General features: G+C 67.2%; 14 protein-coding genes and 1 riboswitch. Of the genes, 9 read left to right on the top strand and 5 right to left on the bottom strand.

All coding sequences use genetic code 11. The annotated features are described in order from the left end of the window. Position 1: 1 nt before the first annotated feature. The gene (locus ACQP2O_RS37860) at positions 2-1,315 is read right to left on the bottom strand and encodes an ABC transporter substrate-binding protein (RefSeq protein WP_433173735.1); all 1,314 of its coding nucleotides are present in this window, start codon (positions 1,313-1,315) and stop codon (positions 2-4) included. A 428-nt stretch (positions 1,316-1,743) separates the two neighbouring features. On the opposite strand from ACQP2O_RS37860, the gene ACQP2O_RS37855 reads away from it, so the two are divergent. Next, positions 1,744-2,433, top strand: coding sequence for a ThuA domain-containing protein (locus tag ACQP2O_RS37855; protein WP_433173733.1), 690 nt, complete (start codon positions 1,744-1,746; stop codon positions 2,431-2,433). A gap of 160 nt (positions 2,434-2,593) precedes the next feature. Here ACQP2O_RS37855 and ACQP2O_RS37850 read toward each other — a convergent pair whose 3' ends face one another. Continuing rightward, a complete protein-coding gene (locus ACQP2O_RS37850; RefSeq protein WP_433173731.1) occupies positions 2,594-2,752 on the bottom strand; it encodes a hypothetical protein in 159 nt (52 codons plus the stop codon). A gap of 512 nt (positions 2,753-3,264) precedes the next feature. Next, positions 3,265-3,409, top strand: a riboswitch (cyclic di-AMP (ydaO/yuaA leader). Between ACQP2O_RS37850 and ACQP2O_RS37845 the strand changes: the two genes are divergently transcribed. The 7 genes from ACQP2O_RS37845 (at position 3,409) to ACQP2O_RS37815 (ending at position 10,544) form a co-directional block, all read left to right on the top strand. Then, positions 3,409-4,425 carry a CHAP domain-containing protein gene (locus tag ACQP2O_RS37845; RefSeq protein ID WP_433173729.1) on the top strand — a complete coding sequence of 339 codons (1,017 nt, stop codon included), beginning with the start codon at positions 3,409-3,411 and terminating at the stop codon, positions 4,423-4,425. It overlaps the preceding riboswitch by 1 nt. 268 nt (positions 4,426-4,693) lie before the next feature. Further along, positions 4,694-5,626: a hypothetical protein gene (locus ACQP2O_RS37840; RefSeq protein WP_433173727.1), complete on the top strand. Its 933-nt coding sequence runs from the start codon at positions 4,694-4,696 to the stop codon at positions 5,624-5,626. Positions 5,627-5,837: 211 nt separating this feature from the next. Further along, on the top strand, positions 5,838-6,212 hold the full coding sequence (locus tag ACQP2O_RS37835; RefSeq protein ID WP_433173725.1) for a BlaI/MecI/CopY family transcriptional regulator: 375 nt from the start codon (positions 5,838-5,840) through the stop codon (positions 6,210-6,212). Continuing rightward, on the top strand, positions 6,209-7,156 hold the full coding sequence (locus tag ACQP2O_RS37830; RefSeq protein ID WP_433173723.1) for a M56 family metallopeptidase: 948 nt from the start codon (positions 6,209-6,211) through the stop codon (positions 7,154-7,156). The genes ACQP2O_RS37835 and ACQP2O_RS37830 overlap by 4 nt, the downstream gene beginning before the upstream one ends. 319 nt (positions 7,157-7,475) lie before the next feature. Further along, positions 7,476-8,207, top strand: a complete 732-nt coding sequence (locus ACQP2O_RS37825; protein ID WP_433173721.1) for a hypothetical protein — start codon at positions 7,476-7,478, stop codon at positions 8,205-8,207. A gap of 241 nt (positions 8,208-8,448) precedes the next feature. Then, positions 8,449-8,970, top strand: a complete 522-nt coding sequence (locus ACQP2O_RS37820) for a hypothetical protein (RefSeq protein WP_433173719.1) — start codon at positions 8,449-8,451, stop codon at positions 8,968-8,970. Next, positions 8,925-10,544: a UDP-N-acetylmuramoyl-L-alanyl-D-glutamate--2,6-diaminopimelate ligase gene (locus ACQP2O_RS37815; RefSeq protein WP_433173717.1), complete on the top strand. Its 1,620-nt coding sequence runs from the start codon at positions 8,925-8,927 to the stop codon at positions 10,542-10,544. The genes ACQP2O_RS37820 and ACQP2O_RS37815 overlap by 46 nt, the downstream gene beginning before the upstream one ends. Before the next feature lie 103 nt (positions 10,545-10,647). Here ACQP2O_RS37815 and ACQP2O_RS37810 read toward each other — a convergent pair whose 3' ends face one another. The 3 genes from ACQP2O_RS37810 to ACQP2O_RS37800 form a co-directional block, all read right to left on the bottom strand. Next, entirely contained in the window at positions 10,648-12,132 is a 1,485-nt protein-coding gene (locus ACQP2O_RS37810; protein WP_433173715.1) for a multicopper oxidase family protein, read from the bottom strand. 241 nt (positions 12,133-12,373) lie between these two features. After that, positions 12,374-12,976 (bottom strand): DUF305 domain-containing protein, encoded by a 603-nt coding sequence (locus ACQP2O_RS37805; RefSeq protein ID WP_433173713.1) that lies wholly within the window; start codon positions 12,974-12,976, stop codon positions 12,374-12,376. A 71-nt stretch (positions 12,977-13,047) separates the two neighbouring features. Further along, a complete protein-coding gene (locus ACQP2O_RS37800; RefSeq protein WP_433173711.1) occupies positions 13,048-13,464 on the bottom strand; it encodes a DUF6153 family protein in 417 nt (138 codons plus the stop codon). Between the two features lie 353 nt (positions 13,465-13,817). Between ACQP2O_RS37800 and ACQP2O_RS37795 the strand changes: the two genes are divergently transcribed. Then, positions 13,818-15,089 (top strand): hypothetical protein, encoded by a 1,272-nt coding sequence (locus ACQP2O_RS37795; RefSeq protein ID WP_433173709.1) that lies wholly within the window; start codon positions 13,818-13,820, stop codon positions 15,087-15,089. The last annotated feature ends 52 nt before the right edge of the window (positions 15,090-15,141 follow it).

The raw sequence follows: 15,141 nt of genomic DNA, 5'->3' as shown, positions 1-15,141 counted from the left end.
GTCAGCCCTCGACGCTGATGCCGCGGGACTTCAGGTCGTTCACCGTCCACTGCTGCATGTGGGCCAGCAGATCGGTGACCTTCTGCTGCTTGGTCATCACCTTCGCCCAGCCGGTGGCCATCTCGGTGTACATCGCGGTCCAGTCCGGGCCGAACGTCCAGTCCGTGGCGACGAGGGGGAAGCTGTCGGTGACGACCTTTTTCGAAGCGTCGTAGCCGTCGCCCAGCAGCGTCTTGGGGAGCGCGTTGTCGATGAAGGGCGAGGCGTCGGCCACCGCGGGCATGAGACCGTCACCCGTCTTCGGGTCGGCCATGATCTTGACCCCTCCAGGGTCGGTCGACAGCCACAGCGCCGCCTGCGCGGCCTGCTCGCGGTACTTGCACTGTGAGGTGACGACGTTCAGCCCGCCGCTCTTGTTCGTCCCGGCCGGGGTACGGGGTGCCTCGCCCTTGAAGGTGGGCCAGGGCGCGAGCGCCCACTGTCCCAGGGACTTGGTGAAGTTCTTCACCATGCCGGCCATCTGCCAGGTGGAGATCTGGCGGGTGACCGTTCCGCCGTTGTCGTAGTTGCGCTGGACGGCGGCGTAGTCGGCGAAGGACAGGCTGGAGTTGAGGTCGTCGTCGATGATCTGCTGGATCACCGCGGCCGCCTTGAGCGTGGCGGGGTCCTGGAAGTTCACCTTCCACTTGTCGCCGTCGATGCTGTACCAGTGCGCACCCGCCTGCATCGCGAGGGTCTCCAGCGTGCTGGGGTCCTCGCCGGCGTAGTTGGTGATCTTGATGCCGTGGCTCTTCAGCACCTTGCCGGCCGAGATGACGTCGTCCCAGGTGGCCGGTGGTTTGAGGCCGTACTTCTTGAAGACGTCGGTGCGGTAGATGGTGAAGGCGGGGGAGGAGCTGGTGGCGACGCCGTACACCTTGCCCTGGACGAGGGTCCCGGAGTAGGCGCCCGGGTTGAACTGCGCCTTGTGCGGGGCGATCCACTTGCTGATGTCGGCCAGCATGCCCTGCGAGACGTAGGTCGTGACGAACTCGGCGGTGCTCTGCATCAGGCAGGGCGCGTTGCCGGCTTTATACGCGTTGGTGAGCTGCTGCGGGGCCGTGGAGTCCGTGATCTTCGTGTACTTGATCTGAACGTCCTTGTGACCGGCGTTGAAGGCCTTCACGGCGGCCTCCTGGCCTTGGTCCCAGCCCCAGTAGGTCAGGGTGGCCGGGCCGCCGGACGCCTTCGACCCGGACGAGCCGCAGGCCGTGAGCAGGCCGCCGACGGCGAAGGCCGCCACGGCCGCGGTGAGACGCCTCGTGGTCCGGTTCATCGGGCTGCTCCTTGTTTCACGCGGGATCCTTGCGGGTTCGGGACGGCCGACATGGCCGGGGCGTGTTCGGTTCTCGGCGCTGAGCGCGGGGACGCCGGCGCCGGCGACGGCGGGGGCGGCTCGGCTGATGACGGGGACTGTGGATAGGGATAGAAAACGATTGCTGTCGAATGTAGGGACCAGCCACCGATCAGGCAAGAGGGGGCGAGCCAGTTTGTTGCCCGGATTTGTCCGTCATGTTGCCTCTGTAACGACCTCCCTCACCTGCTACGGCCCTCTGGGCAGTGTTAGACCTGCGCGGAATTCCGGCCGTCCCCGGTGGCGGTCGATCGGGAAGGGCGAGGCCTCGCCGGATTGCCCGTCGACACGGGCGCCCCTGCGGCGTACTATGCGATAGAAAACGTTTTCTATCTGTTGTGGAGAGTCCCTTGGGTAGCCGAAGCATCCTCGTCTACACCCGGACGACGGCCTACCGGCACGACTCCATCCCCGCGGGTGTCACGGCTTTCCGCGAGCTGGGCGCGCTGCACCACTTCTCCGCGCATGCCACCGAGGATCCCGCGGCGTTCACCACGGAGCGGCTCGCCGCCTGTGACGCGGTCGTCTTCCTGTCCACGAGTGGGGACGTCCTGGATCCGGCGGGACGGCAGGCGCTGCGGAGGTACGTCGCCGAGGGCGGAGGATTCCTGGGAGTCCACTCGGCCGCCTGCACCGAGTACGACTGGCCCGAGTACGGCGTGCTCCTCGGCGCCCGCTTCAACGGGCATCCGGAGATGCAACCGGGCCTGGTAAGGGTGCTCGACCGGACGCATCCGGCAACCGCCCACCTGCCGGAACACTGGCACCGGACCGATGAGTGGTACGACTTCCGCGACGGGCCCGCACAGGTCCGAGTGCTGGCGACGGTCGACGAGCGCACCTACCGCGGCGGTCACATGGGACCGGACCACCCGCTCGTCTGGTGCCGAGAGTACGGTGCCGGCCGTACCTTCTACACCGCGCTGGGCCACGCCGCGGAGGCCTTCGCGCAGCCGGACTTTCGCGAGCATCTGCTCGGTGCCCTGCGCTGGGCCGCCGACTGGACTCCCGATGACCGCCCTGTGGGTGTGACACCCTGACCGGGGGCGACCGAGCGGCGTGACCAACGGTACGGCCAGGTGCGGAGCACCATGATGTGAATCACATAGGTTTACCTGCGAGCGGATCAGGGTGCGATCACCCCGAAGCCGTCTCGAGGTGATCGCTTTGGTGGGTCACCCGGATGTCACGGTGGCCGCATCACCGGTGGGCGGTTACGAGCAAGGCGGCGGAGTCGAGGAAGACGCCGTCGGGGGTCTCGTAGGTCTTCAGGGCCGAGCGGAGAGCGTCTACCGCCTTGCTCATGGTGATGGCGTCGGCTTGGCCCAGCAGGGCGCGTCCCAGCGGATTGTCGTGCATGTGATATCGCCTGCCAGCACAGGAAGACCAGGCGACCGCCAGGCCGTAGCGCGCGGTGCAGTCCCGACGACGGCTTCGACGCGCCAGACGAGGCCATCCTCACCTTCGATCCGCGTCGGGTATCCGCCGCCCTCGGTGCGTTCGAAGGTCACCATTACGCGCCGCACTGCACCCCGGTTTCGGCATAGAGATGATCGATAGGTATCTCCTACAAGGGTTAGTGGGCATACCTGGGTGAAGCAACCCGGCTCGCGGCCGTGCGGTGCCGTGCTGGCGTCATCGGCGGCCCCGGGTCGGCCTCGTGGCGGGTGTGTCTTCCACGGGGTATCAGGATCATCGATAGGCGCTACCTGGGAAATCGATCATCGTCACGTTATGTGTCCAACCCGGGTGTGATCGGTTAGATGGGCACCTCTGTTCGTGGTGCGTCCGGGGATGACTTGCCGCCCTCATGGCATTACTACTACATTGCGTCGGAGTTGGGCCGCGATCTACCTTCCACCCGGAAGGTACGGCCTGACCCGCCTAATCCCGCGCTGCGGCCGCGACGCGGGAGCCGGGGACCCACGCGTCCTCTGGGGTGAATCCGCGTATGCGGTAGGGCTTCTCCTGGCCCGAACCCGTCAGCTAACCCGGTCGGCGGCGTAGGGAGAGCGATGGATCCGGTAGGGCAGAAGCTGCTGCAGATCGCCAAGAGCCAGCTGGGGTACGCGGAGAAGAGCGGCGGATACACCAAGTACGGAGACTGGTACGGCAAGCACGTCGACAAGGGGTCGTACTACAAGACGGCTCCCTGGTGCGACATGTTCTTGGCCTGGGCCGCCGACAAGGCCGGCGTCGAAGACTGGGCGGGGCAGTTCGCCTCCACTCCTGAGCACGCGCTGTGGTTCCAGAAGCATCACGCGTGGGGGCACAAGCCCGAGCCGGGAGCGATCGTCTTCTTCTCCTTCTCCGGGAGCAAGAGCATCGGCGGCATCGAGCACGTCGGCATCGTCGAGAAGGTCGACGGCCACACGCTGCACACGATCGAGGCCAACCACAACGATCAGCTGCTGCGGGTCACCCGCGACATCGGCCAGGTCGTCGGGTTCGGCTACCCGGCGAAGGTGAAGGTCAAGGGCAAGCAGATCCCGGGCACCGAGCGGAAGGTCGAGAAGACCGAGCAGAAGTACGTGCCCAGGCACTCGGCGCCACCGCCGTCCGTCACGTCCCTCGTCACCGATTCCGACCCGGCGACGAACATCGCCCGCACCTCCCACTCCACTCCCGACCGGCCGTCCCCGCTCATCGAGCAAGGGGCCGCGCTGACCGGACTCTTGGCCGTCGTGGTGTTCGGCACGGCCGCGCTGGCCATCGCCAAGTCCAAGGTCAAGGTGCCGGTGCCGTCGTCCGGCGTGCAGCTTCGTAAGCGGGGGCGGCACCACCGCGTTCCGGTGGAGCTGCCGGCCGATGTCACGGTGACTCACCTCGACGAGGCCGATGCGAGCACCGCCGTCATGCCCGCGCTGACGGCGACGGCAGCGGCGCATGCCGAGGACCGAGAGTTCTGGGGGAAGATCGCTGAGCTCGAAGAGGACGCCGAGCTCGCCTTCTGGGACTCGTTGCACTCGGTTGCGGCCGACACGCGACCGATGGCGGCCTCGTCGAGGTCGGGGACGTCACGCGGCCGTTGAACGCCTTCAGCCGTCTTCACCGTCAGGCATTTCTCCGGGCGGCCGCCGGATGATGACCTCCTCAGCCGATGGCATTCGAGCGGTGCGAGCCCTCGATGGCCGGGTCTCCGTGCGGACTCTTGAGGACCACCGGCGTGCGGGGCGTCTCGTCCGTCGAGAGCTCGAAGACGCCGAACGGTGGCGACGCGAACTTCTCAGGCGGCCTGCCGGCACATCGGACCACATACGCGTCGCCGCGAGCCGGTTGCTCTGCGTCTGGAACGCCTACGTGCTGCAAACGATCGGCGAGCACCTGCTCGACGCGGTGCAGCCGTACGACGACGGCGAGGTTCAAGGGGAGGCGGCGACCCGGATCCTCGCATCGTTCGGGCAGGTCGAGCGCTGGCTGTTCCAGGCGCGTCGAATAGCGATCGATCCGACGTATCGGATCGAGAACCATGTTGATCTGCCTGCGGAACCACCGCCATGGCATGAGGGCGGGACCACCGCTCCGCTCCTGACGGCCACAGTGACGGCCACGCGGGCGATCCACGCGCGGGGTATCGTCGCCCTGGCCGACGACGCACACGCATCACATGGCCGATCTGAAGATCTCCTAGAGCTGAGGCGGATGCTCGCGCGCGCCATGGACGCGATCGGGTGTGCGGAGCGATCGCCTTCCGGAAGCGATGGGCTGACCCTGCTCACGCCGCCGGACATCCACCTGCGTTACGCGGTCCGGACGCTGTACACCTTCGGTCAGCTCCTGGCGATGCCACAGCTCCTCGACGGCCGGGACACGACGAGGGCGGTCTCACTGGTCGCCCATGTGCCGGCGGAGATCGACCGCTGGTGTCTGACGGATCCCCACCAGCGCGACGACCTGCGGGCGCTTCCGCCGGCGCGCGCCGCGCTCGAGAGGATGTGGGCCGCCGACACATGCCCGATGGCGACGGCCCGTATCCAGGCCCAGATCGAGGCTGCGTTGCGGACGGGAGCGATCGACTTCGCGGTCGACCGGACCGGGGAACGACTGGGCAGCTTCCACCGCTGTCCGTGGCCGGCCATCTATGAGGTACGGCATCCGGTGACCATCGGCGGTATCCGTCTATGGCCGTTGCAGCACTTCACCTACGACGTCACAGGTCCCGGCGAAACGCCGCTGTTCGCACGCCGCATCGTCGTGTCGGTCTTCACGTCGGCGGATGCGCGGATCGGCTGACCAGTCGACGAGGAGTCCGCTCAAAGCCAGGTCGATGGCTGAACGCCGGGCCCCGGCATTCGGCGCTTTGATGTCCACTACTTCCTATGCCTCGTAGTAGTTGACCTAGGAGCGACGTACATGGCTCGGCCCGGCCGGAGATCGGTGCCCTGTACGGTGTCGTCCGCCTGGCTACTATGTGCGATAGCAAATCAGCAGCGTGGAGTAGGCGATGGCACTACGGCAGTTCGGCGAACTGGAAGCAGCGATCATGGATCGCCTCTGGTGCTATGGCCGCCCGGTGCCCGTTCGGGACGTCGTCGACGATCTTCAGAAAGAGCGGACGATCGCGTACACCACGGTGCTGACGGTGATGGACAAGCTGCACAAGAAGGGGTGGCTGCGCAGGGAGCGGGCGGGACGAGGACACCTGTACGAGCCGTTGGTCAGCCGCGAAACCTACACCGCCCGTCTGATGCGCTCGGCGCTGGCGACCAGTAACAACCAGGCCGCAGCGTTCGTCCACTTCCTGTCTGAGCTGTCCACCGACGAGGCGAAGGCGCTGCAGGCGGCGATGCGCATCGTGTCCCCGGAGAAGGACTCGTGACGGCGGCCGTAGCGCTGCTGGCCTATGCCACGGCGCTTCTTTTCGTGGGGCCGCGCTTGTTGAAGAGGGTCGATTGGATCGACCGGGCACCACGGCTCGGGCTGGCCATGTGGCAGGCCGCGATTTCCTCGGTGCTCCTCTCTCTGATCCTGGGCGGTCTGGTCCTCGCCGTGCCGGCGATCCGGGACGCGGGCGGCCTCACCCACGTCCTCGACGCCTGCGTCAACGCCATGCGCGACCACTACTCCGGGGTGTCACAACCCGTGGGAGCGATCACCGGCCTGCTCAGCTCGGCCGGTCTCGTCCTGTGGACCAGCGGTCACGTCGTAGCGACCCTCGCCCGAGCGTGGTGGAGCAGAAGAGGTCACCTCGGTGCGCTCGCCCTGGTCGCGCGTCCGCTCTCTGGAAAGGACATCGTCGTCGTCGAGCACGCCGTGCCGGTCGCCTACTGCATTCCTGGGCGGCATTCACGCATCGTCCTCACGACAGGCGCATTGGAACGCCTCGACGACGCACAGCTGTCCGCCGTTCTGGAGCACGAGAAGGCCCACCTGCGAGGACGGCACGACCTTGCCCGCAACGTCGCTGTCGCGCTCGCGCGGGCGTTTCCCCGGGTTCGTCTGTTCCGGGACGCGAGGCTGGAGATCGCACGTCTGATCGAACTGATAGCCGATGACTCGGCCGCACGCCATCATGACCGGACGATCGTGGCCGCCGCGCTGGTCTCCGTCGCGACGGGTCCCGTCCCGGCATCTGCGCTAGGAGCCGGTGGGACTGCTCTGTTGACCCGGGTGCGCAGGCTTCTCCGTCCGGCCCGGCCGTTGAGTCGTGTCGCTCGCGGCATCAATGCGATGGGGATCGCTCTGCTTCTCGCCCTGCCGATCGGTCTGGCCCTCAATCCAGCAGTCGTCGCGATCTTCGAGCGCCACTGCCCGGTGGGCTGAACGACCTGCAGCATCAGCAGACGATGCGGCAGATGAACTCGTAGTACAGGTAGCCGCCGGTCTCCCGGATGACGCTCCGAATGCTACTACAGTGCGTAGGAGATGTGGTCCGTTCGCGCTGTGGCTCGCGAACATCCAAGCAAGGACTCTCCCAGTGCTCGACCCACATCACTTGGTGTCCGCCGATCCAAGGGCGGGGTTGCGTCGTCTTAACTCCTACAAGTAGTAGTGAATGCTGAGGAGGGCAGGAATGCCGGGTCGGCCGACCACATGGGTTCGACTGCTAGCAGCCCGTCGTGGCGAGGTGTCCGCGGATCCCTTGGAGGATCGCAGGCAGAGGAATCGCATCTCATGCCAACAACTGCGCGAAACCGGGCGATCGTGGTGCGACGGTCTCGGCGTCGCCGCCGAACGGCAGGCGTCGCTCAAGTCGGCTGAACGGTGGGCGTCGCTCTGGAACGCCTGCGCCCTTCAGACTCTGGCGGAGCACATGCTGGACGCGGACTACGCCGCTCACCCGCAGACGGCCGGTTTCGTATCCATGACAACGGCAGAGCAGGTCTCGGTGTTCTACGACGAGGCTGAGCCGTGGATATCCCGAGCAGGAGGGGAGGTCTCCGGCGCCGGCGGTCAGGCTGAGCAGGCTTGCTTCCCCGCCTCGTTTCCGCGCTGGGTCGCGATCGATCCCTGTCCGCGTGCCCACCTGGTTGCGATGGTCGCTGCGGGGAAGGAAGTAGCCCGACGTGCCGTCGGCGTACTGGCCGATGGCGCTTGCGGTCCAAGGCCGAGTGTGGAGCATGGCGGCCGTCTCCGGCACATGCTGGCCGAGTCATCCGCGACGATCTATTTCGCCGATGAGCTGCTGGCCGACGGCCCTGGACGGGCGCATAGAGCTGCTGTCGCCCATCACTTGCAGCGCGCCCTCGAGACCCTCTACGAATTCGGACAGTTGGCGGTCATGCCTCACCTCCTCGACCGCGACGTAGACGCATCACCACCAGGGGCGACGCCTGGGCGTCCGTGTACCGATCGGTCGGCGGGATCCTCTTGAGCGCAAATTCTACTAAGCGCCATAGTAGTTAGATTCTTGGTGTCGGCCTCCCTCTGAGTGGGGGCGGGTGGGACTCTTTGGAGTCATCCCATCGTGGCAACACATGATGACCAGCTCGCAAAGGCTTCGGCGACACCGTCCGCTGGGTGATGCCTCGTTGGCGTCGGGTGTGCTGTGGTGCCTGCAGCTTCACCTTCTACTATCGGGCATAGTAGATTTGCGTCCGATGTCTCGTCGGCGCATGGAACCTGCAGAGCCGATGAACGATGGCCGCGCACCAGAGAGTCTCGATGGAATGCCGACTCGCTTCCTTGGCCAGAGCACACGTCGCTCTCGCCGGCGCCACATGCGGTGTGGTCGTCGGCTGCCGCTGATCGGTCTGCTGGTCCTGTCGGCACTGCTCGTCCTGCACGGGCCGGAGAATTCGCCGTCGACGACCGAATCGGGTCAGTCGATCATGCTCGGTCCGGCAGTTCGTTCTGCGGATGCCACGCCGTCGGTCGTGCGAGGCACGGCGGCGGCTGACGGCCACGAGCGGTTGCTCGCCGGGCGACACCACGATCCGGCGAAGACGCCGCAGGTGGCCGGGCAGGTCTGCCTGGGTCTGCTCGCATTGACGTTTCTCCTGGCCGCCGGGGGGCTTGAAACCGCCCGCGAGCGCATCCCCATCATCGGCGCAGCGGCTTTGGGCGGCGCGCCACGTCCCAGAGACCGTCCATGCCGGCCTCCGGGGGTCCTCGAACTCTCCGTGCTGCGGCTGTGAGGGGTCGGACAGATCCGTTCGGCGGATCTGCCTCGGCCATCTGTCACCAAGTACCTCAGCCACGGAGTGTTCCCATGCGCCTATCCGATCTTGCGATGCACGTACCCGATGCGGTTCTCAACACAGGTGGTGGCGACTACGACGTGCGCCGCGTCGTCCACGACTCTCGCCACGCTCGACCCGGTGATCTGTTCGTCGCCGTGCGCGGCCTGCGCGCGGACGGTCACGACTACGTCTCCTGCCTGGCGCGGGAGGGCATCGCGGTCGCCGTCGAACGTACGGTGCCGCTTCCGGCCGGAGCGCCGGTGCTGCGGCTGCCGGACACACGTACCGGACTGGCGGAACTCGCCGCAGTCCTGCACGGAAGACCGGCTCGGGAGCTTTTGGTGACCGGAGTCACCGGCACGGCGGGCAAGACGACGACCACGCACATGACGGCCCACATCCTCACAGCCGCCGGCACCCCGGCCGGGTACCTCAGTACCGTCGCCCACGGGACCGGGTCCTCCGCCAAGGACAACAGGTCGGGTCAGACGACGATGGCGGCACCGGACAATCAGGCATGGCTGGCCCGGATGGTGGCACGGCGGATGCGTGCCGCGGTCGTCGAGACCAGTTCCCACGCTCTGGAGCAAGGCCGGGTGGCGGCGTGCGATTTCGACGTCGCCGCTTACACCAACATCGGCGCCGATCACCTGGACTACCACGGAACGTGGGAGAACTACTTTCTCGCCAAGACCCGCCTCATGGAACTCACCGCCAGGGCGGTCGACAAGGGTGTGCCGAAGACGACGGTCATCAACCGCGACGATCCTTCCTGGGAAGCGCTCAGTGCGCACTGCCTGACCGAACGGCGTCTTACCTACGGGATCGAGCATCCCGCCGACGTACGGGCCACCAATGTGTCCGTGGGCAGAAGCGATGTCAGGTTCGTTATGCGCACCTTCGCCGGTTCAGCGCACGTCCGCCTCGAACTCCCGGCGCTGTTCAACGTGCGCAACGCTTTGTGCGCCGCCGCATCATGCCTGGCACTCGGGGTGCCGGTGGAGGCTGTGGCCGATGCGTTGGCACGCTTCGAGGGCGTCCGCGGGCGTCTGCAACGGGTCGATCAGGGGCAGCCGTTCGACGTCTACATCGACTTCGCGCACTCCTCCCTCCGCCTCCGAACCGTGCTCGGCGAACTGCGGAGCAAGACACCCGGGCGGCTGATCGCTGTCTTCGGCACCACCGGTCGTGCGGATCACGACCCTGCGGGCATGGGGCGTGCGGCGGCGCAACATGCCGACTTCTTCATCATCACGACCGATGATCCGGCCGGCGAGGACCCAGGAGACCTCGCCGAACAGGTCGAGTCCGGAGTGAAAGGACGGCGTCGCGGCACCGACTACGAGGTGATCCTCGACCGGCGTACCGCGATCTGGCGAGCAGTGGAGATGGCGCAGCCGGGTGACGTCGTGATCCTTGCAGGCAAGGGACCTGAGCGGACCATGCTGCTCGCCGACGGTCCTGTGCCGTGGGACGAACGCGCCGAGGTCGAAACCGCTCTTCGAGAGCTCGGCCGGGCCATCGCCTGAACCGACGGAGTGCAGGGCTCTGGCTCCCCCCGATCCCTCGACGGAGCCAGAGCCCGACCGGGCGGTCCCCGCCACCGCCACCGGCGGTCGAAGGCCTGGCCGGTCAGACGCGGTAGCCGAGCACCGTCATCATTCCCGCCTCCAAGTGGTAGGCGTTGTGACAGTGGCTCATCCATTGGCCTGGATTGTCGGCATCGAAGTCACACGTCACCGTCTGGTTCGGTAGCACGATGACGGTGTCCTTGCGGGGGCCATTGCCGTTGATCTGGAAGGTGTGGCCGTGGATGTGCATCGGATGCCACATCGTCGTACGGTTCCGGAAGGTGATGCGGACCCGTTCGCCGGACCGGACAGGAAGCGGACGTCCCGGGTCGTAGGGGCGGCCGTTGATCGCCCAGTTGTAGTGCATCATCGAGCCGGTGAGGTCGAGCCGGTGCTCGATGTCCGGCTTTTTGGGCGCCAGCCTTACCTGATCGGCCGGCCGTAGATCCGCGTAGCCGAGGATCTTCCCGGTCAACTGCCGGGGCCGGGCGGACGCCGATGGCGGGTCTCCGGAGCCGGTGCGGATCAGCGCCCTTGCGGCGGCTCCCTTCCCCTCGGCGATCGCGGTCAGAGGAAAGACTCCATCGTCCAGAGTGACGACGACGTCGTAGCGTTCGCCCATTCCGATCAGGAGGGCGTCGGTGTCCACGGGGACCACGGGGAACCCGTCGTTATGGGTAACGCGCATGCGGTGCCCGCCGAGCGCGACCCGGAAGGCGGTGTCGCTCCCGGCGTTGATGAGGCGGAGCCGTACCCGGCGGCGTGGTCGGGCGCGGAACGTCACGGGCGCCGCGGCGACCCGGCCGTTGATCAGGTAGTGCGGGTATTTCACGTCGCCCGCGTCGCCGCCGAGCAGGTCGCTCTTGGCTCCCATCAGCATCGGACCCATGTCCATGCCGTCCATCCCGCTCATGTCGCCCATGCCCTTGCGGAGCATGGTGAGCACCTGGTCGGGGGTGTTCCCGGTGCCGTCGATCCAGTCGTCGAGCACGACGGTCCACTCGTCGTCGTAGGCGCCCGGTTCTGAGGGATCTTCGACGATCAGCGGCGCGTACAGCCCGCGGTCCAATTGGACACCGGTGTGCGGATGGAACCAGTACGTGCCGGGGTTCTCGGCGACGAACCGGTAGCTGAACGTCTGCCCGGCCTTCACGGCACTTTGCGTGAGGTCGGGAGCGCCGTCCATGTCATTGCGCAGCGCGAGTCCGTGCCAGTGGACGGTGGTGTCCGCTGGGAGGTGGTTGACGAGCCGCGCTTCGATGACGTCTCCGGCGCGGACCCGGATCTCCCGGCCGGGCAGCGCGCCGCCGTACGTCCAGGTCGTGACCGTCGGCCCACCGAGGTCGATGCGGACGGGGATGCTGTTCAGGGTGAAGGTGCGGGTCCGGCCGGTGGTACGGCGAGCGGCTTCGATCGTTTTGACCTGCGAGTCGGTGGCCTGGATCCAACGCGGCTTGGTGGGGGAGGAGCCGCATGCGGCCAGTAGCCCCATCCCGGAAGCGGTCAGGCCAGTGCGCAGGAACGCCCGGCGATCTATAGGGGGCATGAAAGACACCTCTTTGGTGAAATCCCGTCCTTTGCCCGGAGGGAAACGTCAGGGGATCGGCCCGGATGAGGCCGTAGGCGCAGGGCTGGATGGTGCGGCCCGTTACGAACCCGCGATCACAGGGGTCCGCTGGATCTACTCGGCGGTGGCTCGCTTGCCGGTTGACGGCGCGGTGGGCGGGTCGCCGAGATGTCGCTCGGGGAGGGGCGGCCGATGCTGGTAGGCCGCCCCTCCCGACGGGTCACATGTTCTTGAGCAGGTTCTGCATCGTGGTGATCTCGGCGCTCTGGGAACTGATGATGGAGCTCGCCAGGGCCTTGGCGTCGGCGTTCGATCCCTGTGCCTGCTCGGTCTTGGCCATGGTGATGGCGCCCTGGTGGTGCTTGATCATCATCTGCAGGAACGCCTTGTCGAAGGCCTTGCCGGACAGGGTGCCGAGCTTCTTCATGTCCTGCTCGGACATCATTCCGTCACCCATGTGCATGCCGCCCGGTGACGGCATGGCGGCCCCCCAGTCCTTCAGCCAGCCGGTCATCTTATCGATCTCCGGCTGCTGGGCGTTCTCGATCCGGGCTGCCAGCTTCTTGACCTCGGGCGAGGATGCCTTCGTGGCGGCCTGCTCGGCCATGGTGATCGCCTGCTGGTGGTGCGGGATCATCATCTGGGCGAACATCACGTCCTGGGCGTTGTGGCCGGCCGTTTCCGGAGCCGAGCTCATGCTCATGGACGGACCCATGGAATGACCACTCATCGAGTGACCGGTGTCCTTGTTGTCACTCCCGCCGCACGCGGCGAGCGTGAGAGCGGCGACCGGGACGACGATGAGGGAGAAAGCGCGTTTCATCGACCTTTGACCTTCCGTACTCGGGTGTGCTGAATCAGGCGTAGCGGGTCATCGGCGGACCCGGACGCCTGTCACAGCCGGAGTACGGAAAGTTGGAAGATTGATGGTCGAGGCGGTGCGCGACCTTGGTGACCGTATCCACGGCCGGCCGAGCCGACCGTAGCGGCAGGCCGCCTGCTGCGGCCGACGAATGCGGCGGCGAGGAGCAACAGTGCGGCCATGACCAGGAGGGCCAGGCATACCTGGCCGCCTGGGTGCTGGTGGCCAGAAGGGTGGTGCGCCGGTGGCACGGTCATGTGGTGCCCGGTCTCGGCGCTCGTGTGATTCATGCCGGGCATCGCGACGGCGACCGCGGTCGGGTGGGTTTCGGCCGGGCTGGCCGTGGCCTGCAGCCCGTGCATCGCGAACAGGCCGAGCATCGTCAACGCCATGAGCAGCAGGCGGCCCGGCGACCTCGCCGCCTCGCGCGACCCCCGCTGCTCGCCCACGCTCACGACCATACCGGAGGTGGTCCCGTCCGCTCTGCTGCGCTTCGGCACGCACTGCCCGAACGGGCGAGCCCATGCCGGTGACCAAGCATGGTGGGGACACCACGATCGGCGCGACCATCAACGGAACCGCCTTTCTGCGGGTACGGGCGGCAGAGCACCTTGCGTGCGGCTGGCCAGGCTCGGCCACCAGATCGTGACGGGTTGACGACAGAGCACACCGTTGATCAAGTAATTGTGTGATCTTCCAACGTAGGGTGATGCGGTCCCGTTCGCTCGCCGCATACGCCATCGCCCTGGCGTTCGTTTCGATCCCAGGGACGGCTCGGGCAAGCCACGCTCCATCGGAGGCAGTGCAGCAGCAGAACGTGACGTGGCTGTCGCACACGCCGACGCCGTCGCCAGTGGCAGCGGAGGACGGCGCATCGATCGCGGGGCTGGCGTTCCTGCGGTACGCGCATGGCGGCGAGCGTGACGTGATGTTCGGTGACGGGCCGTTCGGACTGGCCTCATGGTCGCTGTCCGATCCAGCGCATCCGCGCCTGACCGGCCTCGTGACCGCGAAACAGTTGGCGCTGCCCGGCGATGACGCCGCCAAGGGGTTCTGGGAAGGCGAGAACCTGCAGGTCGATCAGTCCCGCAAGCTGGTGTTCCTGACCCGGGACCCGCGAGCGTTCGGCGGCGCGCTGCAGACCGGGCAGCCCGGCATCTATGTCATCGACGCTCGCGATCCCCGCCATCTGCGGCTGGTCACCTTCCACCCGGCACCGGCCGGGCACACCTCGGGCTGCATCGACGGCTGCCGGTACCTGTGGACCGGCGGCCCGTTCCGGAAGACCCCACCGAGCTATGACGGCCAGCCGGCATGGGTGACCGACATGCGCCGGCCCGACCACCCGGTCACCTTCCCCACGCCGGTCGACCTCGGTCGTGACGACGGCACCACCGCCTATGTCCACAGCACCGACGTGGACACGACCGGCATCGCCTGGACCTCCGGCCTCGGCGGCGTGCGCGGGTACTGGACCCGCGGCGCCCACTACGACCCGGTCGCCCACCGCGTACGGCGCGCTTCCCCGGCAGACCCTGTCCCGTACGCGGGCGGGAAGATCATCAGCCCGAACGACGCCGGCTACACCTTCGACCACAACTCCTGGCGGCCACCGCAGCGGCTGGCCGGGTTCCGCCGCGGTGACCTCCTGCTCGTCACCGACGAGGACTTCGGTGACACCTGCGCCGACGCCGGGCGGCTGCTGATCGTCTCACTGGCCGGCAGCTACCACGGCGAAGGCTGGCGCTCCACACCGCAGCACCCGTTCCGGCTGAAGGTCGTGGCCGACTGGGGGCCGGTGGGAAGCGCGGGTCTGCAGCCGAACGCCGACTGCTCGGCGCATTGGTTCGACCCCATGACCGGCGTCGGCGACGGAAACATCATCGTCCAGGCGTTCTACGGGCAGGGCACCCGGTTCCTCGACATCAGCGACCCTCGACACCCCCGTCAGGTCGGTTACTTCATCCCCAACGGGAGCGAGGCCGCGACCCCCGCCTACCACGACGGTCTCGTCTACGCCGCCCAGTACAGCGGCGGGATCGACGTGCTCCGCTTCACTCCGCCCAAACCCTGAAGCTCGGTCGGGTTGGTGCAGGATCGCGTACCCTGCGCCGGCCACGGCACGC

This window comes from Actinoallomurus sp. CA-150999 (assembly GCF_050942425.1).
GTDB lineage: Bacteria > Actinomycetota > Actinomycetes > Streptosporangiales > Streptosporangiaceae > Actinoallomurus.
Note: the sequence above shows the minus strand (reverse complement) of the source record. Positions and strands in the feature narration are given on the sequence as shown.

Coding starts and splice junctions, on each gene's coding strand:
- ACQP2O_RS37805 (WP_433173713.1), bottom strand. CDS start 12,976: ATGAAACGCGCTTTCTCCCTCATCGTCGTCCCGGTCGCCGCTCTCACG.
- ACQP2O_RS37820 (WP_433173719.1), top strand. CDS start 8,449: ATGGAACCTGCAGAGCCGATGAACGATGGCCGCGCACCAGAGAGTCTC.
- ACQP2O_RS37835 (WP_433173725.1), top strand. CDS start 5,838: ATGGCACTACGGCAGTTCGGCGAACTGGAAGCAGCGATCATGGATCGC.
- ACQP2O_RS37810 (WP_433173715.1), bottom strand. CDS start 12,132: ATGCCCCCTATAGATCGCCGGGCGTTCCTGCGCACTGGCCTGACCGCT.
- ACQP2O_RS37845 (WP_433173729.1), top strand. CDS start 3,409: ATGGATCCGGTAGGGCAGAAGCTGCTGCAGATCGCCAAGAGCCAGCTG.
- ACQP2O_RS37860 (WP_433173735.1), bottom strand. CDS start 1,315: ATGAACCGGACCACGAGGCGTCTCACCGCGGCCGTGGCGGCCTTCGCC.
- ACQP2O_RS37850 (WP_433173731.1), bottom strand. CDS start 2,752: ATGCACGACAATCCGCTGGGACGCGCCCTGCTGGGCCAAGCCGACGCC.
- ACQP2O_RS37815 (WP_433173717.1), top strand. CDS start 8,925: ATGCCGGCCTCCGGGGGTCCTCGAACTCTCCGTGCTGCGGCTGTGAGG.